Genomic DNA, 24,670 nt, shown 5'->3' on the forward strand with positions numbered 1-24,670 from the left:
TTTCAGGGCGGCGTGCCGCCCTCAGCATCGACTAAACTGCTTTTCCCTTCAGTAATTTCCTCACCCAGAAACGATTCGGATTAAGCGCTGCCAGCGTACTCACGTCCAGCGGCTGCGGTTCGCCCGTCAGCTGAGCTGCCAGCACTTCGGCTGCCAGCGGCGCACTGCACAGGCCGCGCGATCCCAGCGCTCCAAACAGATACAGGCCCGCCAGATCGGGCGCATCAGCGATATCGTGACTTGCGGCCAGCTGAGCCGGTAAATCAGCGTACTGCACCAGCGTAGCGTCATAATCCGGTACGCCGCCCACCATCGGCAGGTGATCCCGCGTGGCGCAGCGCACACCCATTCTCGCCTCTCTGTCACTGACATCCACGTTTTCTGCCCAGCGACGGTCAGGCAGGCAATCCAGTAGTCGGCTGCGGTTCTCCTGCTGATCCTCTTCCCGGTAATCCGTTGCGGTTTCGCCACGATGATAGCTGGCACCGATACAGTGGGTGCCAAACTGCGGGCTGACGGGCGTCAGGTAGCCGTCGTAACAGAGCACGGTCTGCAGCGCGTCGAGGCCCGGAGTTGAAGGAACATGGCTCACCTGACCGGCCACCGGATAGGTCGGCAGCGGGGCGCTCTGCGCAACGTCGGCAATCGCATGGCCGTTAGCCAGCACCACCGTCGGATGACGGACCGCCGGGCGATCGCTGAACGTCAGCGTCCAGTGATCATCATCCCGTGAAAGGCTGTTTACCCGGTGCAGCCAGTGAATGCGTAATCCCTGGGTTTCGCCATAAGCCAGCAGCGCGGTGGTCAGTTCAGCCGGTGAGAGCCAGCCACCTTCCGGGTAAAAAATGCCGCTACAGCCATGGTCAACATTCGCCAGTTTCTCCGCCTCTGCGACATCCACGCCACGGGCGATGGATTCAGGCAGGCCCATCGCCAGCATCTGGTCAATCTTCTTACGGCTTTTCTCATCCCAGCCGAGTTGCAGCACACCACTCCAGTGATGCTCATAGTTAACGGTTAACTGATCGTAGAGCCGCCGGGCGAAGCTGAAGGCCGCCGGGAAAAAGGTGGCGAGCGCCGGGTCGTGCTGGTTGAGCAGCGGATAGAGCGCGCCCTGACGATTACCGGACGCGCCCAGCGCGGGGGCTTCGTCGGCACAGTAAACGGTGACCCGCCAGCCGCGACGCAGCAGCGCCAGCGCTAAGGTGGCACTGGCGACGCCGCCGCCAATCAGGGCAACATCACGCTGCTCCGCAGATTGGCGATGATACCAGGGCTGCGGGCTGGGTAACGGAGGTGCATCCTGCAACGGCCCGCACAGCATTTCGCGCTTGGGACCAAATCCTTTGCGGCGAATAACGTCAAAGCCCGCCTGCTGCAGGCCGCGCCGGACAATACCTGCGGCGGTAAAGGTCGCGAAGGTCCCTTGTGGACGCGCCAGTTTTGCCATCATGCTGAACAGCGCCGGCGTCCACATATCGGGGTTCTTCGACGGCGCGAAACCATCCAGGAACCAGGCATCCACCTGACGATTCAGGCTCTCATCCAGATCTCCCATCAGCTGGTTGATATCGCCCAGCCAGAGGTCGAGCGTGATTCGTCCTCCGTCAAACAGCAAACGCTGACAGCCGGGAAGGGCTGCAGGCCACTGTTCCTGCAGCGCTTCGGCCCAGGGTGCCAGTTCCGGCCAGTGCTGCAGAGCAGCAGCCAGGTCTTCACGGGTTAACGGAAATTTCTCAAAGCTGATGAAATGCAGACGTTTTAACGTGGCATCGGGCTGTTCGCGCTGAAACGCATCGAATGCCTGCCACAGTGTCAGAAAGTTGAGGCCGGTGCCAAAACCACTTTCCGCCACAATCAGCAAATCGCGTGGATGCTCTGTAAAACGCCCGGGAAAACCGTTGCCGCCAAGGAAGACATAGCGTGTCTCTTCCAGACCATTGTCATTAGAGAAATAAACGTCGCCAAACGCTCGGGAAACAGGTGTACCCTGTTCATTCCAGTTTAGCTGTGCATGTTCAACCGGGGTTATTTTCACGGTAAAGGCTCGTTTTTCAGGCAGTGGCGCGATTCTAGCGACCCAAGTGACATGACGCAAATTTACAAAAGGAAATAGCTGATCGGACTTGTTCGGCGTACAAGTGTACGCTAGAGTGCATGCCAATTAAGAAGAAGTGGATGAGGAACATTGAATGAAACGTGCTGTGATTACTGGCTTAGGGATCGTTTCCAGTATTGGTAATAACCAGCAAGAGGTGCTGTCATCTCTGCGTGAAGGACGCTCTGGCATCACCTTTTCTGATGAGATGAAAGATTCCGGCATGCGTAGTCACGTCTGGGGTAACGTTAAATTAGATACCACCGGCCTCATCGATCGCAAAGTTGTGCGTTTTATGAGTGATGCGTCCATCTATGCTTATCTTTCCATGGAAGAAGCGATTAAAGATTCTGGCCTCACCACTGAAATGTATCAGAGCAACCCGCGTGTGGGTCTGATTGCAGGTTCAGGCGGCGGTTCCCCGCGCTTCCAGGTCTTTGGTGCTGATGCAATGCGCAGCCCACGCGGCCTGAAAGCGGTTGGCCCTTATGTGGTCACTAAGGCGATGGCTTCTGGTGTCTCTGCCTGTCTCGCCACGCCATTTAAAATTCATGGCGTAAACTACTCGATCAGCTCCGCCTGTGCCACCTCTGCGCACTGTATCGGTAATGCCGTTGAGCAGATTCAGCTCGGCAAACAGGATATTGTTTTCGCCGGTGGCGGCGAAGAGCTGTGCTGGGAAATGGCCTGTGAGTTCGACGCCATGGGCGCGCTCTCTACCCGCTACAACGACACACCTGAAAAAGCGTCACGCACGTACGACAACGAGCGCGACGGTTTTGTTATCGCCGGTGGCGGTGGCATGGTGGTTGTCGAAGAACTGGAACATGCGCTGGCTCGCGGTGCACACATCTATGCCGAAATCGTCGGCTATGGTGCGACCTCTGACGGTGCAGACATGGTTGCACCATCAGGTGAAGGCGCAGTGCGCTGCATGAAGATGGCGATGAACGGTGTCGATACGCCAATCGACTATCTGAACAGCCACGGAACCTCTACCCCGGTCGGTGATGTGAAAGAGCTGGGTGCGATTCGTGAAGTGTTTGGCGATAACACGCCTTACATCTCAGCCACCAAAGCGATGACCGGCCACTCGCTGGGTGCCGCTGGCGTGCAGGAAGCGATTTACTCGCTGCTGATGCTGGAGCATGGTTTTATTGCGCCAAGCATCAACATCACCTCGCTGGATGCTGCCGCAACCGGTATGAACATCGTCACTGCGCCGATGGAAAAAGAGCTGACCACCGTGATGTCTAACAGCTTTGGTTTTGGCGGCACCAACGCCACCCTGACCATGCGTAAATATCAGGCATAATCATTACGTCAGTACGCTGAAGGGCCGGCTTGCCGGCCCTTTTTGTTTTTCAGCCCCTCTGCGTGACCTCGTTTAATCCTCCCGCTGCAGTAGCCTTAACAACTTATCGCATCCTGCCACAATCTCGTCAGGCGTCAGCGCAGCAAAGCCCAACAGCCAGCCTTGCTGAGACTCAGGTCCGGCATAGAGCGGGCTGAGACGTGGCAGCAGCAAACCCTGTTGTGCCGCCAGCGCGGTTAAGCGCGCCTCATCTTTGTTGATTTTCACTGTGATCTGTAACCCACCGCCGCTGGCAATCGGTGTCATCCAGGGCGAGAGCCGCTGCTCAATCTGCTCAAGCAACCGATCGCGACGGCTGCGATAGAGCTGACGCATCAGCCGCAGATGGCTGGCGAAATGTCCCTGTTGCAGGAAGGCGGCCGTGACAGCCTGTGGCAGCAGGGCGCTGTGCCCATCAAGCACGCTGCGTGCCTGACCGATGGGCGTAATCAGCGCGGGCGGCACCACCATCCATGCCAGACGCAGAGAGGGAAACAGCGACTTCGAGAAGGTGCCCAGCGTGATCACCCGCTGATGGCGATCCAGCCCCTGCAGCGCAGGAACAGGCCGTTCGTCGTAATGAAATTCACTGTCGTAGTCATCTTCGATTAACCAGCCCTGGTTGCGCTGCGCCCAGTCGAGCCACGCCAGACGCCGCGGCAGGCTGAGCGTGACGCCGGTTGGATAATGATGCGAGGGCGTCAGATACATCAGCTTCGCACTGCCGCTGGCGGGGATAGCACCTTCAGCGTCAACCTCAATGCCGCGCACCTGTGCGCCTGCGGCCATGAAGGCGTTGCGTGCGCCAGGATAGCCAGGCTCCTCCATCCATACCGCATCACCGGGATCGACGAACATCATCGCCAGTAACTGCAGCGCCTGTTGTGAACTGGTCAGAATGATCACCTGCTCCGGCTGGCACGCTACGCCTCGTGAGAGCGCCAGATAATCAGCGAGTGCGCTGCGTAACGGCAGGTAGCCGCAGGGATCGCCATATCCCATGGCGGCGCAGCCCAGCGAACGCTGCACGCTGCTGCTCAGGCGTCGCCAGCTGTCATGGGGAAAAGCGCGTAACTCCGGGGAACCGGCGGCAAAGGCGTGAGGAAACGGGGGATCCTGACAGCCTCCGGTTGCCAGCACCTGCTGACCTCGCGCCGAAAAACGGGCAGACTGAGGCCGTATCGGTGCTGACAGGGGACTGGCAGGGATGATTATCGCGACAAAGGTGCCGCGACCGGTTTCACGTCGCAGGTAACCTTCACTTTCCAGCTGTCCGTAGGCGGCTTCCACCGTCACACGAGACACCTGCAGATCCTGCGCCAGCTGCCGGCTGGAGGGTAACTTCTGACCAGCGTGCAAATGATGCCGGTTGATCGCCATCCGCAGGGTAGAGCAGAGCCGCTCACGCACGCCGCCACTGGCCTGATGCTGGAAAAGTTGTAATAACGGTGAAGGCATATGGGTCTTAACCCTGCGGGATAATGGGTATCAGTAAGCAGTCCACTTTGCCGTAAACTGCGACTTCACCACAACAGGAGAATCGCTATGTCATTGGTTTTACAGTTTCCGGCCGCTACGCCGCAGCAAAGCCTCGATTATCTGCAGACAAAACTCGCCTATTACACCGACGCCTGGGATCTGGCGGAAGATCTGGCCCGTCAGACGCCAGAAATTGTAGTGATCGATGCCCGCGCCCCTGAAGCTTATCGCGCCGGTCATATCTGCGGCGCAATTAACTTTCCACATCGCGGGATGGATGCCACCACGACGGCGCGGCTTGACCGCAGCAAAGTCTATGTCACCTATTGTGACGGCATTGGTTGTAACGGGTCGACGAAAGCGGCCTGGAAACTGGCATCGCTGGGATTTCAGGTGAAGGAGTTAATTGGCGGACTAGATTTCTGGAAACGTGACGGTCATCCGCTGATCTGGGGTGATTCAGCGGGCGAATGGCCTGCCGCCGCGCCCCTGGCATCCTGCGGCTGCTGACTCAAAGTACCAGCCAGAGTAAAAGGGTGATGACCACCAGTGCGACAAAAAATCCCAGCAGGGGACGCTGCGCCAGCGGCTGTATCGCGGGCGGCAGCGATGCAACAAACGGTGACCAGATCGGCTGAGGTTTAATCTCACTGGCAGCCAGCGGCTGCTCGAGAAGTTTTTCAGCCCGGTCAGCGCGACGGCTGAACAGGAAGTTCAGCAAATCCTGCGTCTGTGCCGTGGTCAGAACCATCTGCGGCGTCGTCTGAAAACGCTGCTGGCTGTAATCCTCCAGCTGCTGCCGTTCCTGCTGATCGAGCGGCTGCTTCAGGGACGCCTCCAGCAGTTGCAGCGTTGGCGCGCTGTGCTGACTCAGCGTCTGGCGCACCTGCAGATACTGTGTCAGCAGCGGGAAGTGGCGCGAGGGGATCGGATCGCCGCTGCTCAGATTCACCAGTTTCAGCGCCGCCGACCACAGCTTACCTGTGGATTCGCCGGTGGCGGCGGCCAGGCGCACCACCTGCTGATTCAGGGTATGGTGCTCGGCAGGCAGCAGCGTGCGATCGCTGACGCGGATCTGCTGCGGCTGGGGAATCGTCATCTGCCCGTTCTGCAGCATCGTCAGCACCTGGCGCAGCTGATCCTGACTCAGCGCGCTCAGGACGGTCTGACCAAACTGCTGACGTATAAAATCACTGACGGCCTGACGGTTATTACCTTTCGGCAGTAGCTCGGTGAGCTGAGTCATCAGCTGGCGGGTGCCATGTCCGTTCTGCGCCTGCGTCAGGCGACTATTCAGATACTGTTCCGCAGCCGGAAAATGACGCGACTGTAACTCGGCTTCACTCTTTACACCCACTTCATGACGGACGCCCGCCCAGAGTTCAGGCGCTTTAAGATTGCTGAGCGATAAAATACGCACGATCAGGCGTTCTAACGTCGTTCGCTGGGCAGGGGAGAGAGGCTGTTCGCCCGCCACAGAACCGTGACGGGTTACGCCGGTTTGCGGATTGACAGATGAACGATCGACCGGCGCACCGGGGCCGCTGAGAGGTTGCATGGCGGATTCCTTGGGAAAACAGAACAGCGTGGGGTGCGCCGGAAAACGAATAGGCCATGATAGCAAAAGCCCCCGGGAAATCCCACGGGGGACTCGCGTTTCGGTGCGAGATTTACGCTTCAGTTGTGAACCCCAGCCGACCTGGTTTATCACTGCCTTCAGTTGCATCTTTACTCACCGCAGCCCTGCACCTTAATCCGCAGCGGGTGCGGTTCAGGATGGTGGCTGAGTTACCGGTTTATGCCGGGTTAAAGGTGTGCGCAGCCGCTGCGCCAGTATGACACCGCCCAGCGTCAGACCACCGCCTATCCAGTGGTAACTGTGCAGCTGCTCATGCAGAAACAGCACGGCGATCAATGCGGTAAACAGCGGCGTCAGATTCATAAAGATGCTGGTGGTGCTGGCACCGAGGCGCTGCACGCCGTGAATCCATAAAAAGGGCGCGATGAGGGAGGCGAACAGTCCGGCGAACGCCACCAGTTGGAGGTTATGCCAGTTAAGCGATACGTCAGGTGCCAGTAAAAAGCCGGGCAGCAACAGCAGTACGCCGAATACGATCTGCACATAGAGACTCTGCCAGATTGGCAGTGGCAGCGCCCAGCGTTTCGTCAGGACGCCATACAGCGCATAGGCGGTGGAAGCAGCCAGCATCATCAGTTCACCGTTGCCCATGCCGTGATTCAGCAGTTGCATCACGTCACCTTCACTAACCAGCCACACCAGCCCGCAAAAAGAGATGATACTGCCGAGCAGGATACCGAGCGTTGGCGCAATCCGCAGGATAACCACGCTCAGCAGTACGGTAAGCAGTGGGATCAGCGCGCCGATGATCCCCATAAAGAGGGCGCTGACACTGTGCGCCGCGTAATAGGCGAGGCTCTGGTAGAGCACCATGCCGAGCAGCCCAAGAATCGCCAGCCGCCAGAGATGCGGTTTGATGATCTGACGCGTGCGCCACACGCCAGGCAGCACAAAGGGGGTCAGCACCAGTAGCGCCAGCAACCAGCGATAGAATGAGATCGCTGCCGGATCGATCGCACTGGCCGACAGTTTGCTGACAATTGAGTTGATCGACCAGATCATCACCGCGAAGAGCGGGTACAGGAAAAACATGCTGACTCTCCATATATCATCACACGCCATTAATGAGGCGCAGTGTACGCTTGTCCGGATTTATCCAGATAGTTAATATCGGACAAAATAAGCGAATGAGCGGACAGAATGAGCCTGAAAGTGACCTATCAGCCGCCGGTCAATGCGCCGCAGTTACGCTACTTTATGCGTTACGAACAGGCCAATGCCCGCACCGAATATCTGCCACATTCTCATGTCTGGGGCCAGCTGATCATGGTGAAGAGCCACGTCCTGGAGATGCAGGTCGAGGGCGAGCGCTTGCTGACACCGGCCGATATTCCGGTCTGGATCCCGCCGGGTCAGCTTCACAGCAGCTATAACCATCGTCAGGCGCAGTTCCGCACCTTTAATCTGGCGGCACCGCTCTGCGCCGACTTACCCCGGCGCGCCTGTCTGATGCTGGTGGATCCCATTGCACACGCCATCATGGACGATTTCGCTGAGCAGCAAATCGAGCAACCCGCAACGGATGCCCAGTGGCGACTGTGCGAGGTGCTGCGCGATCGTCTGAAGCTGGCGCAGGTGCAGGAGAGTTATCTGCCGACTTCGGACGATAAGTTTCTGGCACCGGTGTTACATGCGCTGGAAGCGCATCCGGGCGATAACACGACACTGGCGGGCTGGGCGGCGCGGGTCTTTACGACTGAACGGACGCTGGCGCGGCGCTGCCAGCAGCATCTGCATATGACGTTTGGTGAGTGGCGACAGCGCCTGCGGTTTCTGCGCGCCATCGTACTGCTCGAGCAGGGAGAAAGTGTGCAGAGCATCGCCCATGAGCTGGGATACAGTTCCGCCTCGGCGCTGATTGTGATGTTCCAGCAACAGGCAGGCACCACGCCCGATCGCTACCGTGCGCGGTTAGGCTAACGCGTCGCTTTGTGCCAGAATAATTGCCTCACATGTAACAGACAGGAAAGCCGTGGTGAAAATTCTGGTCGATGAAAATATGCCTTATGCCCGTGAGTTATTCAGTCGCACCGGTGACGTGGTCGCGGTGCCTGGGCGTCCGCTGCCGGTGGCGGAACTGGCCGATGCCGATGGCCTGATGGTGCGCTCTGTCACCCAGGTGAATGAATCGCTGCTGGCTGGAAAACCGGTGAAGTTTGTCGGCACCGCGACGGCGGGTACCGATCATATCGACGAGAACTGGCTGCAGCAGGCGGGCATTGCGTTCTCTGCCGCTCCCGGCTGTAACGCTATTGCGGTGGTGGAATATGTTTTCTCTGCGCTGCTGCTGCTGGCGGAGCGCGATGGTTTTGAGCTGCGTGACCGCACAGTCGGCATCGTTGGGGTTGGTAACGTCGGCGGGCGGCTGCAAAGGCGGCTGGAGGCCTGGGGCATCAAAACCCTGTTGTGCGATCCGCCACGTGCCGATCGCGGTGACGAAGGCGATTTCCTGTCACTGGAGGCGGTGACAGAGCAGGCAGATATTCTGACCTTCCACACGCCGCTGTTTAAAGACGGCCCTTACAAAAGCTGGCATCTGGCGGATGCCGCGCTGCTGATGGCGCTGAAGCCCAACACCATTCTGATCAACGCCTGTCGCGGCCCGGTCGTGGACAACGGCGCGCTGCTGGAGGTGCTGAAAATGCGCCCTGATCTCAGCGTAGTGCTGGACGTCTGGGAGCCGGAGCCGGATCTCTCGCTGGCGCTGCTGGATAAGGTCGACGTCGCCACGCCGCACATCGCGGGCTACACGCTGGAAGGCAAAGCACGCGGCACCACCCAGGTCTTTGAAGCCTGGTGCAACTTTATCGGTCAGCCGCAGCAGGTGCCGCTCAGCTCATTACTGCCGGAGCCGGAATTCAGTGAAATGACCCTGAATGGCCCGCTGGATCAGCCAACACTGAAACGCCTGGCGCATCTGGTGTATGATGTGCGCCGCGATGATGCCCCGCTACGTAAAGTGGCGGGGAAACCCGGCGAGTTTGATCGTCTGCGCAAGCAGTATCTGGAGCGCCGCGAGTGGTCTTCGCTGCAGGTAAACTGTGATGACGCCTCAACGGCTGAGATGCTGAATCAGCTGGGCTTTAACGCAATCTACTCCCCGAAGTAACGGGCGCTTCAGGCCAGCGCCCTGGCGCGCTTTGCCGCACTGTACTGAACAGTTGACGGAAGGTGCGCAATGCTGGCGTGCCTGTATAACGGCCAGTTCAAGGGGGATAGACCCGATGGATTTCGGGTTGCATTAAGGCGGCAGGAGAACGAATCCCGATGAGCTTACTCCGATAAGTGCTTCGGGTGAGTGAACGCCGCCAGCAACGCTGCAACGTGAAAGACGACGGGAATAAATCTGAATCCCTGGGCGGTGAATATCACCGCCTTCTGTTTTTATGTCATTGTCTGGAGTAAACCAACATGTCTGACGGCTGGAATATTGCGCTACTGGGCGCAACAGGCGCAGTAGGGAACGCTGTACTGGAACTGCTGGCGGAACGCCAGTTCCCGGTTGGTGAATTATATTTGCTGGCCAGCGAAAACAGCGCGGGTGAAGTTAAACGTTTCGAGGGCCGCTCGGTGCGGGTCGACAATGCAGAGACGTTCGACTGGTCACAGGCACAGCTGGCCTTTTTCGTGGCGGGTCGTGACGCCTCGGCACGTTTTGCCGACGAAGCGGCCAATGCGGGTTGTCTGGTGATCGACAGCAGTGAGCTGTTTGCGCTGGAACCCGATGTGCCGCTGGTGGTGCCAGATGTCAACCCGCAGGTGCTGGCAGATTATCGCAATCGCAACATCATCAGCGTGGCGGACAACCTGGTGAGCCAGCTGCTGACGGCGATTAAACCGCTGGTAGATGCGGCCGGGCTGAGCCGTTTACAGGTGACCAATCTGATCTCGGTTTCCAGCTACGGCAAAGTGGCAGTCGATGCGCTGGCGGGTGAAAGTGCCCGCCTGCTGAATGGTATCCCAGCTGATGAACATCACTTTGGTCGTCAGCTGGCGTTTAACCTGATGCCACAACAGGCCGACGCAGAAGGCAGCGTGGAGAGTGAACGTCGCCTGATTGATCAGGTGCGCAAAGTCCTGCAGGACGAAGGCTTGCCCATTGCGGTCAGCAGCGTACAGGCTCCGGTGTTCTACGGTAACGCGCAGATTGTGCATATCGAAAACCTGCGCCCGCTCTCTGCGGAAGAAGCGCGTGCCGAGCTGGCGATGGCGTCAGATATTCGTCTGAGCGAAGAAGATGATGTGCCAACGCCAGTGACGGATGCTTCTGGCAACGGCGAACTGAGCATCGGTGCTGTGCGCAACGACTATGGTATTCCGGAGTTGCTGCAGTTCTGGTCAGTGGCGGACAACATTCGTTTTGGCGGCGCGCTGATGGCGGTGAAAACCGCTGAGAAACTGGTTCAGGAGTATCTGTAAGCATGTCCGATGGTCAGACGCAAAAACTGGCGCTCGGTATCGAGTATGACGGCAGCCGTTACTACGGCTGGCAGCGCCAGAATGAAGTCCGCAGCGTGCAGGAGAAGGTAGAGCGCGCGCTGTCGAAAGTCGCCGATCATCCGGTCAGCATTTTTTGTGCTGGCCGCACCGATGCGGGCGTGCACGGCACAGGGCAGGTGGTCCATTTCGAAACCACGTCGCAGCGGCCTGATGGTGCCTGGACGCTGGGCGTCAACGCCAATCTGCCGGCAGATATTGCGGTGCGTTGGGTGAAAGCGGTGCCGGATGAATTTCATGCCCGCTTCAGCGCCACGGCCCGACGCTATCGCTACCTGATCTACAATCAGCGCCTGCGTCCGGCGGTGCTGGCGCAGGGCGTGACGCACTTTTACCATCCACTGGATGCGGAGAAGATGCAGCGAGCCGGGCAATGTTTGTTAGGCGAGAATGATTTCACCTCATTCCGCGCGGTGCAGTGCCAGTCACGTACCCCCTGGCGCAACGTGATTCACCTCAACGTGACGCGTCAGGGGCCCTACGTGATTGTGGATATTAAAGCCAACGCGTTTGTGCATCACATGGTGCGCAATATCGTGGGCAGCCTGATGGAGATAGGCTGCGGCAATAAGCCGGAGTCATGGATGGCAACGCTGCTGGCGGCGAAGGATCGGACATTAGCCGCAGCCACAGCCCGGGCAGAAGGGTTGTATCTGGTGGCGGTGGATTACCCATCCCACTTTGCGTTACCACAGCCGTCGATGGGACCGTTGTTCCTCGCGGATTAATTCACTTTCAGGACTTAAAAGGGTGCGCTATGGAGTTTCTCCATTTTCTGGTCGATTTTATTCTGCACATCGATGTGCATCTGGCCGAGCTGGTTGCACAGTACGGTATCTGGATTTACGCTATTTTGTTCCTGATTCTGTTCTGCGAAACCGGGCTGGTTGTGACGCCTTTCCTGCCAGGCGATTCGCTGCTGTTTGTGGCGGGTGCACTGGCTGCACTGCCGGGTAACGATCTCAATGTGCATGTGATGGTGGCGTTGTTAGTGGTGGCCGCGGTGCTGGGCGATGCGGTGAACTACACCATTGGCCGCCTGTTTGGCGAGCGGCTGTTCAGTAACCCGAACTCGAAGATTTTCCGTCGCAGCCATCTGGATAAAACCCACGCGTTTTATGCCCGTCACGGCGGAAAAACCATTATCCTGGCGCGCTTTGTGCCGATTGTCCGCACGTTTGCGCCGTTTGTTGCCGGTATGGGCCATATGTCCTATCGCCACTTTGCGCTGTTCAACGTAACGGGTGCGCTGTTATGGGTGCTGCTGTTCTCCTATGCCGGCTACCTGTTTGGCGATCTGCCCGTGGTGCAGGAAAACCTGAAGCTGCTGATTGTGGGCATTATCCTGGTCTCGATTCTGCCGGGTGTGATTGAAGTCTGGCGTCATCGCCGTCAGGCGAAGCAGCAGAAGCTGCCGTAAGACTTCGCTCAGGGGTAAGACCAGATTTTTATCCACAGTCTGAACAGGTTGTGGTTTAATGAGCGACATTTACCGTCTGCTGAAGCGGTTTTCAGCAGTATCAAGACGACTGGACCAGGTCAGTTTTAAACAGAAAGGTCATCAATGAGCTGGATTGAACGCATTCTTAATAAAAGCACCACGACGCCAACGCGCAAAGCCAGCATCCCGGAAGGGGTGTGGACCAAGTGCGACAGCTGTGGCCAGGTTCTCTACCGCGCCGAGCTGGAGCGTAATCTTGAGGTTTGCCCGAAGTGCGACCACCACATGCGTATGCACGCGCGTGAGCGCCTCGGCAGTTTCCTCGATCAGGGCACGATGGTTGAGCTTGGCAGTGAGCTTGAACCCAAAGATCTGCTGAAGTTTCGCGATTCCAAGAAGTACAAAGATCGTCTGGTAGCAGCACAGAAAGATACCGGCGAGAAAGATGCGCTGATCGTAATGAAAGGTCAGTTGCACAGTATGCCCGTTGTTGCGGCAGCGTTTGAATTTGCCTTTATGGGCGGTTCGATGGGCTCTGTAGTCGGTGCACGCTTTGTACGGGCAGTTGAGCAGGCGCTGGAAGATAACTGTCCGCTGATCTGCTTCTCCGCCAGTGGCGGTGCCCGTATGCAGGAAGCGCTGCAGTCGCTGATGCAGATGGCGAAAACCAGTGCGGCACTGGCAAAAATGCAGGAGCGTGGTCTTCCGTATATTTCTGTGCTGACTGACCCGACTATGGGTGGTGTTTCTGCCAGTTTCGCCATGCTGGGTGACCTCAACGTTGCGGAGCCTAAAGCGCTGATTGGCTTTGCCGGCCCACGCGTCATCGAGCAGACCGTGCGTGAAAAACTGCCGCCGGGCTTCCAGCGCAGTGAGTTTCTGATTGAGAAGGGCGCGATTGATATGATCATCCGCCGCCCGGAAATGCGCTACAAACTGGCAAGCCTGCTGGCCAAAATGATGAACCTGCCGGCACCGCTGCATGACGGTGAACCGTCCGCTCCCGCGACGACTGAATCGGAAAGCAACGAGGCCTGACAGGAGATAGAGAGGCGCGCCTTTCGCGCCTCTTACCAATGCACCGTATACCGCAGCACCAGTCTGCCAGGTATAAATTAGCAAAACGGGACATATGGACAATCTTCACCTTCCTCAAGCCACGTCGCCTTTGGCCACGTGGCTTTATTATCTTGAGCATCTGCATACGCAGGCCATTGAACTGGGCCTGGACCGTATTCGTCAGGTAGCACTTCGTCTCGACCTGCTGAAACCCGCTCCGTTTGTCTTTACCGTAGCCGGTACCAATGGTAAAGGCACCACCTGCCGCACCCTGGAAACGCTGCTGATCGCTGCGGGCTATCGCGTAGGCGTCTACAGCTCGCCGCATCTGGTGCGCTATACCGAACGCGTCCGGATTCAGGGCGAGGAGCTTGGTGAAGCGCAGCACTGTGCCAGCTTTGCGGAGATTGAAGCCGGACGGGCTGATATTTCGCTGACCTACTTCGAATTTGGTACGCTCTCCGCGCTGAATCTATTCCGCCAGGCGCAACTGGATGTCGTGATCCTCGAGGTCGGCCTCGGCGGACGACTGGATGCCACCAACATCGTGGATGCCGATGTCGCCGTAGTCACCAGCATCGCGCTGGATCACACCGACTGGCTGGGACCGGATCGCGAAAGCATCGGACGTGAGAAAGCGGGCGTCTTTCGCGCGGGGAAACCGGCGGTAGTCGGTGAACCCGATATGCCACACAGCATCGCTGTGGTCGCGCAGGAAAAAGGCGCTCAACTGTTACAGCGCAACCGCGACTGGTCCTGGCATGCGCAGGCCGAAAGCTGGTCGCTGCGTGATGCGCAGGGCGAGCTGAACGATCTGCCGCTGCCTCAGGTGCCGCTGCCTAACGCGGCGACTGCACTGATAGCGCTGCGGGTCTCAGGGCTTGCGGTCAGTGAGACGCAGATTCGCGCCAGCCTGCCGCTGGCGATGCTGCCAGGGCGGTTTCAGACAATAAGTGAATCACCGCGCGTGATTCTGGATGTCGCTCATAATCCGCACGCGGCAGGCTATCTGGCGTCGCGGCTGTCGGCGCTGCCGAAACGCGGCAAAGTGCATGCCGTCGTGGGCATGCTGCATGATAAAGATATCGCCGGAACGCTCGCGGCATTGGCTCCAATGGTTGATGCCTGGTACTGTGCACCGCTTGACGGTCCGCGCGGTGCCAGTGCAGAGCAGCTGCTGGACGCGCTGCCGCAGGGCGAGGCCTTTGGTTCGGTTGAACTCGCCTGGCAGCAGGCGCGCGAGCGGGCTGCGCCGCAGGACACTGTGCTGGTGTGTGGTTCCTTCCATACTGTGGCACAGGTCATGGAATCGATTGAAACGGAGAAAGGACGTGGCAAGTAAGTTTCAGAACCGTTTAGTCGGCACCGTTATTCTGGTTGCCGTTGGCGTGATTGTGCTGCCAGGGCTGCTGGATGGTCAGAAAAAGCATTACAAAGAGGAGTTCGCCGCCATCCCGCTGGTGCCGAAACCTGACGATCAGCAGGACAGCGAAATGGTGCCGCCGGTAACTCAGTCGCTGCCTGCTCAGCCGCCGGAAGGCGCAGGCAGTGCCGTCAACAGCAGCAGTGGCAATGGTAAAACCAACGCCACGGCGGAGCAGGGACGGACGCAGCCGGATGAGGAGAGCGATCCTGTTGTTGTCTCGCAGCCGCCGGTTCATCAGTCTGTGCCTGCACAGACGGTGACGAAGCCGAAAGCCGAAGAGCCGCGTAAACCTAAAGTCATCGAGCAGCCAAAGCAGAAGCTGGTTGAACAGCAGAAGCCAAAAGCCGTGGAGCAGCCTAAACCAAAGCTGGTTGAGCAACCCAAAGCGGTTGAGCAGCCGAAGCAGGAAGCGCCAAAAGCGGCAGAGACCACGGCTCCGGCGGGACAGGCTTATGTGGTGCAGTTAGGTGCGCTGAAGAACGCCAGCAAAGTGAATGAGATTGTCGCGCAGTTGCGGCTGTCGGGCTATCGCGCCTTTACCGTGCCGTCAACGCCGGTTCAGGGTCAGATTACCCGTATCTACGTTGGCCCTGATGCCTCGAAAACTAAAATGCAAGGCGCAGTTGGTGAACTGAAAAACATCTCAGGACTGGGCGGTGTTGTAAAACCGTACAGCGCCCGTTAAACCGGCGATTGGCGCTGCCGATAGCAGTAACAGGCTGCGTCTTTTACCGGGCAGGCAGCGCGCTTAACGCGCGCTGCCACGAAGAATAGTGACGATTTTCAACGGCCTGTCTGGTTGATAATCACCCTGGCGATTGCGTTTTTTTTCATCGCCGCATTTATGGATGCAGAAAAAGAAAACCGCTACGCAAACGTTTTCTTTTTCTGTTAGAATGCGCCCCGAACTGGATGCAGGGGTGCAATTGCACTGGCGCTGGAAGAGTTCATGATCTGGATTGATTACGTCATTATTGCGGTAGTTGGTTTTTCGGCTCTGGTCAGCCTGGTTCGTGGGTTTGTCCGGGAAGCCTTATCTCTTGTTACCTGGGGATGCGCGTTTTTTGTCGCCAGTCATTACTACGCCTACCTTGCAGTCTGGTTTACAGGTTTTGACGACGAACTGGTTCGTAACGGTATTGCCATCGGTGTGCTGTTTGTGGCGACGCTGATTGTGGGTGCCATTGTGAACTACGTTATCGGCACGCTGGTGGAAAAAACCGGCCTGTCGGGAACCGACCGGGTATTGGGCGTCTGTTTCGGGGCGTTGCGTGGTGTGCTGATCGTAGCCGCTTTGCTGTTCTTCCTTGATACATTCACTGGCTTTTCCAAAAGTCCGGACTGGCAACAGTCTCAACTCATTCCCGAGTTCAGTTATATCATCAGGTGGTTCTTTGATTACCTGAAAAGCACGTCGAGTTTTTTACCCCGGTGATGTGACCGGGTGTGCGGCTAAATGAGGAAATGACAACATGTGCGGTATTGTCGGTATCACCGGTTTCATGCCGGTCAACCAGTCGATCTATGACGCGTTAACGGTGCTCCAGCACCGCGGGCAGGATGCCGCAGGCATTTGTACTATCGATGCGCTGAAATGTTTTCGCCTGCGAAAGGCAAACGGCCTGGTCAGCGACGTTTTCGAAGCACGCCACATGCAGCGACTGCAGGGCAATATGGGAATCGGTCACGCGCGTTACCCGACCGCGGGCAGCTCCAGTGCCTCTGAAGCGCAGCCATTCTATGTAAACTCCCCGTATGGCATCACCCTGGCGCACAACGGTAACCTGACCAACGCCCATGTGCTGCGTAAGCACCTGTTCGAAAAGGGTCGCCGTCACGTTAACACCACGTCAGATTCTGAAATCCTGCTGAACATCTTTGCGCAGGAACTGGATCGCTTCCAGAACGATCCGCTGGAAGCCGACAACATTTTTTCTGCGGTTGCAGCCCTGCATCAGCAGGTGCGCGGCGCTTACGCCGTCGTGGCGATGATTATCGGACACGGCATGGTCGCCTTCCGCGATCCTAACGGTATTCGTCCGCTGGTCCTCGGCAAGCGCGTTATCGCTGACGGCCGTACCGAATATATGGTTGCCTCAGAGAGCGTGGCGCTTGATACGCTGGGCTTTGAGTTCATCCGTGACGTGGCGCCGGGTGAAGCGGTTTATGTCACTGAAGAGGGCCAGCTGTCGACCCGTCAGTGTGCTGAAAACCCGAAAAGCAATCCGTGCCTGTTCGAGTATGTCTATTTTGCACGTCCTGACTCGTTCCTCGACAAGATTTCGGTTTACAGCGCCCGTGTCCGCATGGGCACCAAGCTGGGCGAGAAAATTGCCCGCGAGTGGGAAGATCTCGATATCGATGTCGTGATTCCAATCCCGGAAACCTCAACCGATATCGCGCTGGAGATTGCGCGTATTCTCGATAAACCCTATCGCCAGGGCTTCGTGAAGAACCGCTACGTCGGCCGCACCTTTATCATGCCGGGCCAGCAGTTACGTCGCAGCGCAGTACGCCGCAAGCTCAACGCGAACCGCGCGGAATTCCGTGATAAAAACGTGCTGCTGGTGGATGACTCCATCGTGCGTGGCACCACTTCCGAGCAGATCATTGAGATGGCGCGTGAAGCGGGCGCGAAACGGGTTTACCTGGCGTCAGCGGCCCCGGAAATTCGTTTCCCGAACGTCTACGGCATCGATATGCCGAGCGCCACGGAACTCATTGCGCACGGTCGTGAAGTTGAAGAGATTCGCCAGCTGATTAAAGCCGATGCACTGATTTTCCAGGATCTCGACGATCTGATCGAAGCGGTGCGTGAAGAGAATCCGGACATTGCTCAATTTGAGTGCTCGGTGTTCAACGGCGTTTACGTGACGAAAGATGTCGACCAGCAGTATCTGGAGTATCTGGAGTCGTTGCGTAATGATGATGCCAAAGCGCTTCAGCGCCAGAACGAAGTTGAAAACCTTGAGCTGCACAACGAAGGCTGACATCCATCTATAGTCGGGCAGCATAAAACAGGGCGGGAGCAATCCCGCCCTGTTTGTTTTCAGAAACCCGCTGGCCGCGTATGATGGCGCATTAGCTGACATAAGGTTGGAATATGAAACGACTCATCATTGGCATCTCCGGCGCAAGCGGGGTGATCTATGGCGTGCGCATGCTGCAGGTATTGCAGCAGGTGGAAGAGGTAGAAACGCATCTGGTCATGAGTCAGGCGGCACGTCAGACGCTGGGGCTGGAGAGCGACTATTCGCTGCGTGACGTGCAGGCGCTGGCCGATGTGGTGCATGACGTGCGCGATATTGCAGCAAATATCTCGTCGGGCTCGTTTAAAACGTTGGGCATGGCGATTCTGCCGTGCTCGATGAAAACGCTTTCAGGCATCGTGCACAGCTACAGTGATTCGTTGCTGACCCGTGCGGCTGATGTGGTGTTAAAAGAGCAGCGTAAGCTGGTGTTGTGCGTACGCGAAACCCCGCTGCATGTCGGCCACCTGCGGATGATGACTACCGCGGCTGAACTGGGTGCCATTATCATGCCGCCCGTGCCAGCGTTTTATCATCGGCCTGAAACCATCGATCAGCTCATCGACCAGACTGTTAACCGGGTAATCGATCAGTTTGATATCGAGTTACCGGAAGATCTCTTTATGCGCTGGCAGGGTGCATAAAGTTCCGCAGGCGCACTTATTTAGTGCATAAGCGCGCCTCGGATCACTCTTCGTGCATTTGACGCACCAAAAGTTAACAACGTCGCTTTTTCTCTTTTACTTCACTGCTATATTCCCCTCACAAACACAGCGTTTTCGCCTGTCTGTCATCACGTTAACGGCGTGGATAACTTGCAGAACTGGCATGAAACATGCAAATTACTTTGCGCAAACATATCACGAACCACATAACAAAAAGCACTTCACTTGAGGGTAATCTATGAAAAAGCGTGTTCTGGCTCTTTCCCTGATGCTGGGCTTAACCAGTGCTGCCAGCGTCTTCGCGGCGGTTCCGGGTTCAATCCGTATCGGCACAGATCCAACTTACCCACCGTTTGAGTCGAAAGACGCGCAAGGCAAGTTAGTGGGCTTCGATATCGACCTCGCTAACGAAATCTGTAAACGTATTCATACCCAATGTACCTATGTTGAAAGCGACTTTGATGCGCTGATCCCCTCGCTGAAAGCGAAGAAAATTGATGCCATCATCTCCTCACTTTCCATTACAGCAAAACGTCAGGAAGAGATCGCCTTCTCGGAAAAACTCTATGCGGCGAACGCGCGCTTAGTGGCACCGAAGGGATCCAAAATTGAGCCGACCATTGAGTCGCTGAAAGGCAAAAACATCGGTCTGTTGCAGGGCACCACCCAGGAAACCTACGCCAATCAGAACTGGCGGCCAAAAGGGGTGAATGTTACGCCTTATGCTAACCAGGATCTCGTCTATCAGGATCTGAACGCCGGTCGTATTGATGCGGCCTTCCAGGATGAAGTGCAGGCAAGCGAAGGTTTTCTGAAGCAGCCGGTGGGTAAAAACTACGCCTTCGCCGGTCCGGCCGTGAAAGATGACAAGATCTTTGGCGTCGGAACCGGGATGGGACTGCGTAAAGATGACAGCGAACTGAAAGCCGCCATCGACAAAGCCTTTGCTGATATGCGCAAAGATGGCACCTACGACAAGATTGCGAAGAAATACTTCGATTTCAATGTGTACGGCGACTAACCATCCTGTCGCTTTATCCTCTGTATGCTGAAGCCCGCCGGAACGGACGGCTTAATACCGCTGCGCCCTGGCGGGCGGATGGCAGAGACGCCAGAGTGATAAAGCTAAACTGCCCGTCGATATCTGGCGGGCAGCGTTTTGTTTTCACCCCACGACAGGACCCTCTCGATGCTGTATGGCTATTCTGATGTAATTCTTCGGGGCACGCTGGTGACGCTTGAGCTGGCGCTCACCTCCGTCGTGCTGGCAGTGCTGCTGGGCCTGATTGGCGCAGGCGCGAAACTGTCTCGCAGCCGGCCACTGGCATTGATTTTTGAAGGCTACACCACGCTGATCCGTGGCGTGCCCGACCTTGTACTCATGCTGCTGATTTTCTACGGTCTGCAGATTGTCCTCAACCAGGTCACCGACGCACTGGGCATGGCGCAGTTTGATATCGACCCGATGGTTGCTGGTATCATCACGCTCGGCTTTATTTATGGTGCCTATTTCACCGAAACGTTCCGGGGTGCCTTTATGGCGGTGCCAAAAGGGCAGATTGAAGCGGCTACTGCGTTTGGCTTTACCGGTGCGCAGGTATTCCGCCGCATTCTGTTTCCGGCCATGATGCGCTACGCGCTGCCGGGCATCGGCAATAACTGGCAGGTGATCCTGAAAGCTACCGCGCTGGTCTCGCTGCTGGGACTGGAAGATGTGGTGAAGGCGACGCAGCTGGCCGGAAAAAGTACCTGGCAGCCGTTCTACTTCGCCATTGTCGCGGGTACGATCTATCTGGTGTTCACCACGTTGTCGAATGGCGTGCTGTGGTGGCTGAACCGCCGCTATACGGTCGGTGTGAAGAGGGCGAGTTATGATTGAGATTATTCAGGAATACTGGAAATCGCTGCTCTGGACAGACGGTTATCGTTTTACCGGTGTTGCTATCACCCTGTGGCTGTTGATTCTCTCAGTCACCATTGGCGGTTGTCTGGCCATTCTGCTGGCGATAGCCCGCGTTTCGCCAAACCGGTTTATCAGCTTTCCGGTCTGGCTCTTTACCTACGTATTTCGCGGCACGCCGCTCTATGTACAGTTGCTGGTCTTCTACTCCGGCATGTACACGCTGGAAATTGTTAAAGGCACAGAACTGCTGAACGCCTTTTTCCGCAGCGGCCTGAACTGTACGTTGCTCGCGTTTACCCTGAATACCTGCGCTTACACTACGGAGATCTTTGCCGGGGCTATTCGCTCAGTACCACACGGTGAGATTGAGGCTGCGCGGGCTTACGGTTTCTCCACCTTTAAACTCTATCGCTGCATCATTCTGCCGTCGGCGCTGCGTACGGCGCTGCCAGCCTACAGCAACGAAGTGATTCTGATGTTGCACTCCACGGCGCTGGCCTTCACCGCGACGGTGCCGGATCTGCTGAAAATCGCGCGGGATATTAACTCCGCGACCTATCAGCCGTTCACCGCCTTCGGCCTGGCGGCGGTGTTATACCTGATTATCTCTTACGTGTTGATCAGCCTGTTCCGCCTGGCGGAGCGCCGCTGGCTGGCCCACGTGAAACCCTCTTCATCGCATTGAGTAGAACTATGGCTGACAATAAATTAAGCGTCACCGAATTGCATAAACGTTACGGTGAACATGAAGTGCTGAAAGGGGTCTCGTTAACTGCTAAAGCGGGCGATGTGATCAGTATTATTGGATCGTCCGGTTCAGGGAAAAGTACCTTTTTACGCTGCATTAACTTCCTCGAAAAACCGAGTGAAGGCACTATCGTAGTCAATAATCAACACATTACGCTGGTCCGTGACAAAGATGGTCAGTTGAAAGTCGCTGACAAAGAGCAGTTGCGCGCGTTGCGCACCAGTCTGACCATGGTGTTCCAGCACTTCAATCTCTGGAGCCACATGACGGTGCTGGAAAACGTGATGGAAGCGCCGATTCAGGTGCTGGGACTGAGCAAGACGGAAGCGCGTGAACGGGCGATCCGCTATCTCGATAAAGTGGGTATTGACGCACGGGCACAGGCGAAGTATCCGGTTCATCTCTCGGGTGGTCAGCAGCAGCGTGTGTCGATTGCGCGTGCGCTGGCCATGGAGCCGGAAGTGTTACTGTTTGATGAGCCGACCTCAGCGCTCGATCCGGAGCTGGTCGGTGAAGTGCTGCGCATCATGCAAAAGCTGGCGGAAGAAGGCAAAACTATGGTTGTAGTGACCCATGAGATGGAGTTCGCCCGTCACGTCTCAAATCACGTCATTTTCCTGCATCAGGGCAAAATCGAAGAGCAGGGACCGCCTGCGGAGCTGTTCGGCAGCCCGAAAAGCCCGCGTTTACAGCAGTTCCTCAAGGGATCGCTGAAGTAACGGATAGCGGGGCGGACAGGTGCCGGAAGCAGGGCACCGGCGTTACGTGCCCTGCGCCGGTACGCTGCCTGCCCGCTGCGTCACGTCTGCAGTAACTTCAGCGCCGTGTCCTCATCGGTCACCAGACCCGATACCCAGCCGCCCTGTAAGGCGGCCCGGATCGCCGAATACTTGCGTTCGCTACCGGCAAAGCCAATGATTTTGCGCTGTGTCTGACTTTCCAGATGCACGCTGGTCAGGAGTTCATCCGTTTCCCCCCACACACGTTCACCCTGCTGATTGAAAAAGTGACCGAGCATCTCACCTGCGACGCCACGCGCGTTCAGCGCCTCAACCTGCGCATCGGTAATAAATCCCTCAGCGTTCAGCGGACAGCCTGGCATCACTTCGCCAATCCCGACAAAGGCTACGTCTGCCCGTAAGGCGCGTTCGGTGACGCGCTGGTAGACCTTATGCTGCACCCACATCGCTTTATCCTCAGGCGTGTCGGCGTAGAGAGGGGCCGGGATAAAGAAATACTTGCCCTGCATCTTTTCGGCCATCTTCAGCGGGACATCATAGCGTGTCCCGGAATCATCCCGCGCGATGGCACCAATCATCGAAACGCAATGATGCTGCGGGCGATCCACCCAGGGTAACGCGTCGATAATAGAGCGTAAGGTTTTACCGGAACCAATACCAAAGACCTGTGGCGCTTCCTCACTGATGAACTGTGCCATCACCGCCGCCCCTTCGACGGCCAGCATTTGCTGAATGGCATCCTCGTTCAGACTGGCCGAGGGCACGACGCGACAGAGTTCCAGACCAAACTTCTCCTGGACCTCACGCGCCAGCTGCAGACAGTGCGTGACGGGATGATCGATTTTTACGTTCACCATGCCCATTTCACGAGCACTGGATACCAGACGCTGCGCCACCTGGCGCGACAATCCCAGTGCCTGCGCAATCTCCTGCTGTGTCACGCCCGCAACGTAATACATCCATGCGGCACGCGCGGCCAGCTCCTGCTTTTTCTCTTCTCTGCTCATCACGCTGTTCCGTCGAATTCAGAGAGACATCTTAACGCGAGCCGGGCAAAAAGCGCTAACCGGGCAAAAGCCCAATAAAAGAGCAAAAATATTATTTGTGACAGAGCTCGCAGAAGGATCCGCGTAATGAACACTATGCTAACGGCTATCGGGCAAATGCCCATCACTGTGGCAAATGTTTAATTGAGGCGATTATGACCAATCAATCCGTGTGGATGCATATCGGCGCAGGATCTTTTCATCGGGCACATCAGGCGTGGTATCTGCATCAGCTGCGTAAGCAGGGCGACGAAAGCTGGGGCATCGCGCTGGGCAATATCCGTCAGGACGCCGCGCCGCTGCTTGATCAGCTCGCGCGGCAGCAGGGCGAATATGTGCTGGAAACCGTGACGCCCGAAGGTGAGCGCGACTATGAGACCATCACGTCGCTGCGCAAAATTTTGCCCTGGGATAGCGACATCAGCGCGCTGATTGAGCAGGGCGCGCGTGCGGAAACGCGTGTGATTAGCTTCACCGTGACTGAAGCAGGCTACTACCTGACGCCCGCGTTTACGCTGGATCTCACTCAGGCGGACGTGAAGGCCGATCTGGGTGGCGATATCCGCACCCTCTACGGCGCACTCAGCCGCATTCTGACACAGCGAGTTGCCGAGGGCGGGGCACCGGTCACGCTGCTGAACTGCGACAATCTGCGTCACAATGGCGAGCGTTTTCGTGACGCCTTCCTGGCGTTTCTGACGGCCAAAGGCGATACCGCGCTGGCCGACTGGGTGCGTGCACAGACCCGCTCACCGAATACCATGGTTGATCGCATAACACCGCGACCCACCCCGCAGGTGGCCGAACGCGTGCAGGCGGCGACCGGCAGAGAGGATGGTGCGGCAGTGATGGCCGAATCTTTTATTCAGTGGGTCATTGAGGATGATTTCATTGCCGGACGCCCGGCACTGGAAAAGGTGGGCGTCGAGCTGGTGGAATCGGTGCTGCCGTGGGAAGAGGCGAAAATTCGCATCCTCAATGCGACCCATGCTGCGATTGCCTGGGCGGGCACGCTGATTGGGCTGAACTATATCGATGAGAGCACCCGTCATCCGGCCATTTATCAACTGGCGCACGACTACGTGACCCAGGATGTCATTCCCTCACTTTCACCCAGCCCGCTCGATCTGGCGGATTATCGCGATGTGGTGCTGGCCCGCTTCAGTAATCCCTATATTCAGGACACCAATCAGCGCGTCGGTGCCGATGGCTTGTCCAAAATTCCCGGCATGGTGACGCCAACCCTGCAGGCATGTTATCAGCGCGGCGTGCAGCCGGCCGCAACGGCGGTGATCCCGGCACTCTTCTTCCTGTTTATGCAGCGCTGGGCCAGTGACGACTTACCCTATCCCTATCAGGATGGTGCGCTCCAGGCCGAAACGCTGCGTAAACAGTTTGCCAGCGCCGATCCGCTCCGTGCGTTCCTGAGCGATCGTGCGCTGTTTGCGGAACTGGCGTCCGATAAGGCGTTTCATGAACTGGTGACGCGCCAGGTGGCGAGTCTGCAGCAGTGGCTGAAGCAGCCTGAACTGGCGGCGGTGTAATC

Annotated in this window: 23 protein-coding genes; 18 read left to right on the forward strand and 5 right to left on the reverse strand. The window is 57.2% G+C overall.

Annotated features, from left to right (window positions below):
- Window positions 1-31: 31 nt before the first annotated feature.
- Window positions 32-2,038, reverse strand: coding sequence for a bifunctional tRNA (5-methylaminomethyl-2-thiouridine)(34)-methyltransferase MnmD/FAD-dependent 5-carboxymethylaminomethyl-2-thiouridine(34) oxidoreductase MnmC (gene mnmC, locus F3I44_RS01345; protein WP_150010598.1), 2,007 nt, complete (start codon window positions 2,036-2,038; stop codon window positions 32-34).
- Between the two features lie 154 nt (window positions 2,039-2,192).
- Between mnmC and fabB the strand changes: the two genes are divergently transcribed.
- Window positions 2,193-3,413 carry a beta-ketoacyl-ACP synthase I gene (gene fabB, locus F3I44_RS01350; RefSeq protein WP_150010596.1) on the forward strand — a complete coding sequence of 407 codons (1,221 nt, stop codon included), beginning with the start codon at window positions 2,193-2,195 and terminating at the stop codon, window positions 3,411-3,413.
- A 72-nt stretch (window positions 3,414-3,485) separates the two neighbouring features.
- Here fabB and F3I44_RS01355 read toward each other — a convergent pair whose 3' ends face one another.
- Window positions 3,486-4,910 (reverse strand): PLP-dependent aminotransferase family protein, encoded by a 1,425-nt coding sequence (locus tag F3I44_RS01355; protein WP_150010594.1) that lies wholly within the window; start codon window positions 4,908-4,910, stop codon window positions 3,486-3,488.
- Between the two features lie 87 nt (window positions 4,911-4,997).
- On the opposite strand from F3I44_RS01355, the gene F3I44_RS01360 reads away from it, so the two are divergent.
- A complete protein-coding gene (locus F3I44_RS01360) occupies window positions 4,998-5,441 on the forward strand; it encodes a rhodanese-like domain-containing protein (protein ID WP_150010592.1) in 444 nt (147 codons plus the stop codon).
- A gap of 1 nt (window position 5,442) precedes the next feature.
- Here F3I44_RS01360 and flk read toward each other — a convergent pair whose 3' ends face one another.
- Window positions 5,443-6,489 (reverse strand): flagella biosynthesis regulator Flk, encoded by a 1,047-nt coding sequence (gene flk, locus F3I44_RS01365; protein ID WP_150010590.1) that lies wholly within the window; start codon window positions 6,487-6,489, stop codon window positions 5,443-5,445.
- 213 nt (window positions 6,490-6,702) lie between these two features.
- Window positions 6,703-7,602, reverse strand: coding sequence for a DMT family transporter (locus F3I44_RS01370; protein ID WP_150010588.1), 900 nt, complete (start codon window positions 7,600-7,602; stop codon window positions 6,703-6,705).
- 108 nt (window positions 7,603-7,710) lie between these two features.
- On the opposite strand from F3I44_RS01370, the gene F3I44_RS01375 reads away from it, so the two are divergent.
- From F3I44_RS01375 to hisP, 15 genes are all read left to right on the forward strand, one after another.
- Window positions 7,711-8,490, forward strand: coding sequence for an AraC family transcriptional regulator (locus tag F3I44_RS01375; RefSeq protein ID WP_150010586.1), 780 nt, complete (start codon window positions 7,711-7,713; stop codon window positions 8,488-8,490).
- A 55-nt stretch (window positions 8,491-8,545) separates the two neighbouring features.
- Window positions 8,546-9,679 (forward strand): 4-phosphoerythronate dehydrogenase PdxB, encoded by a 1,134-nt coding sequence (gene pdxB, locus F3I44_RS01380; RefSeq protein WP_150010584.1) that lies wholly within the window; start codon window positions 8,546-8,548, stop codon window positions 9,677-9,679.
- 302 nt (window positions 9,680-9,981) lie between these two features.
- Complete coding sequence (locus tag F3I44_RS01385; RefSeq protein ID WP_150010582.1) at window positions 9,982-10,989, forward strand: aspartate-semialdehyde dehydrogenase; 1,008 nt, start codon at window positions 9,982-9,984, stop codon at window positions 10,987-10,989.
- Between the two features lie 2 nt (window positions 10,990-10,991).
- Window positions 10,992-11,795 carry a tRNA pseudouridine(38-40) synthase TruA gene (gene truA, locus F3I44_RS01390; protein WP_061063016.1) on the forward strand — a complete coding sequence of 268 codons (804 nt, stop codon included), beginning with the start codon at window positions 10,992-10,994 and terminating at the stop codon, window positions 11,793-11,795.
- 29 nt (window positions 11,796-11,824) lie between these two features.
- The gene (locus F3I44_RS01395; RefSeq protein WP_033783739.1) at window positions 11,825-12,487 is read left to right on the forward strand and encodes a DedA family protein; all 663 of its coding nucleotides are present in this window, start codon (window positions 11,825-11,827) and stop codon (window positions 12,485-12,487) included.
- A gap of 144 nt (window positions 12,488-12,631) precedes the next feature.
- Complete coding sequence (accD, locus tag F3I44_RS01400) at window positions 12,632-13,546, forward strand: acetyl-CoA carboxylase, carboxyltransferase subunit beta (protein ID WP_150010580.1); 915 nt, start codon at window positions 12,632-12,634, stop codon at window positions 13,544-13,546.
- A gap of 94 nt (window positions 13,547-13,640) precedes the next feature.
- A complete protein-coding gene (gene folC, locus F3I44_RS01405) occupies window positions 13,641-14,909 on the forward strand; it encodes a bifunctional tetrahydrofolate synthase/dihydrofolate synthase (protein WP_150010578.1) in 1,269 nt (422 codons plus the stop codon).
- Window positions 14,899-15,678, forward strand: coding sequence for a cell division protein DedD (gene dedD / locus F3I44_RS01410; protein ID WP_150010576.1), 780 nt, complete (start codon window positions 14,899-14,901; stop codon window positions 15,676-15,678). Before folC ends, dedD begins: the two co-directional genes overlap by 11 nt.
- 264 nt (window positions 15,679-15,942) lie before the next feature.
- Window positions 15,943-16,428 carry a colicin V production protein gene (gene cvpA, locus F3I44_RS01415; RefSeq protein ID WP_003854265.1) on the forward strand — a complete coding sequence of 162 codons (486 nt, stop codon included), beginning with the start codon at window positions 15,943-15,945 and terminating at the stop codon, window positions 16,426-16,428.
- Between the two features lie 37 nt (window positions 16,429-16,465).
- Window positions 16,466-17,983, forward strand: a complete 1,518-nt coding sequence (gene purF / locus F3I44_RS01420) for an amidophosphoribosyltransferase (protein WP_150010574.1) — start codon at window positions 16,466-16,468, stop codon at window positions 17,981-17,983.
- A gap of 113 nt (window positions 17,984-18,096) precedes the next feature.
- Window positions 18,097-18,666, forward strand: a complete 570-nt coding sequence (locus F3I44_RS01425) for a UbiX family flavin prenyltransferase (RefSeq protein ID WP_013358589.1) — start codon at window positions 18,097-18,099, stop codon at window positions 18,664-18,666.
- Window positions 18,667-18,925: 259 nt separating this feature from the next.
- On the forward strand, window positions 18,926-19,708 hold the full coding sequence (gene argT, locus F3I44_RS01430) for a lysine/arginine/ornithine ABC transporter substrate-binding protein ArgT (protein WP_150010572.1): 783 nt from the start codon (window positions 18,926-18,928) through the stop codon (window positions 19,706-19,708).
- 168 nt (window positions 19,709-19,876) lie between these two features.
- Window positions 19,877-20,566 (forward strand): histidine ABC transporter permease HisQ, encoded by a 690-nt coding sequence (locus F3I44_RS01435; RefSeq protein WP_150010570.1) that lies wholly within the window; start codon window positions 19,877-19,879, stop codon window positions 20,564-20,566.
- Complete coding sequence (locus tag F3I44_RS01440; RefSeq protein WP_033733383.1) at window positions 20,559-21,275, forward strand: ABC transporter permease; 717 nt, start codon at window positions 20,559-20,561, stop codon at window positions 21,273-21,275. Before F3I44_RS01435 ends, F3I44_RS01440 begins: the two co-directional genes overlap by 8 nt.
- A gap of 8 nt (window positions 21,276-21,283) precedes the next feature.
- Entirely contained in the window at window positions 21,284-22,057 is a 774-nt protein-coding gene (gene hisP / locus F3I44_RS01445) for a histidine ABC transporter ATP-binding protein HisP (protein WP_150010568.1), read from the forward strand.
- A gap of 80 nt (window positions 22,058-22,137) precedes the next feature.
- On the opposite strand, the gene F3I44_RS01450 is transcribed toward hisP, so the two are convergent.
- Window positions 22,138-23,085: a sugar-binding transcriptional regulator gene (locus F3I44_RS01450; protein ID WP_150019225.1), complete on the reverse strand. Its 948-nt coding sequence runs from the start codon at window positions 23,083-23,085 to the stop codon at window positions 22,138-22,140.
- 194 nt (window positions 23,086-23,279) lie between these two features.
- Here F3I44_RS01450 and dalD point away from each other — a divergent pair, with 194 nt between their 5' ends.
- Entirely contained in the window at window positions 23,280-24,668 is a 1,389-nt protein-coding gene (dalD, locus tag F3I44_RS01455) for a D-arabinitol 4-dehydrogenase (RefSeq protein ID WP_150010564.1), read from the forward strand.
- The last annotated feature ends 2 nt before the right edge of the window (window positions 24,669-24,670 follow it).

Source organism: Pantoea sp. F_5 (assembly GCF_008631595.1).
Classification (GTDB): Bacteria; Pseudomonadota; Gammaproteobacteria; order Enterobacterales; family Enterobacteriaceae; genus Pantoea; species Pantoea gossypiicola.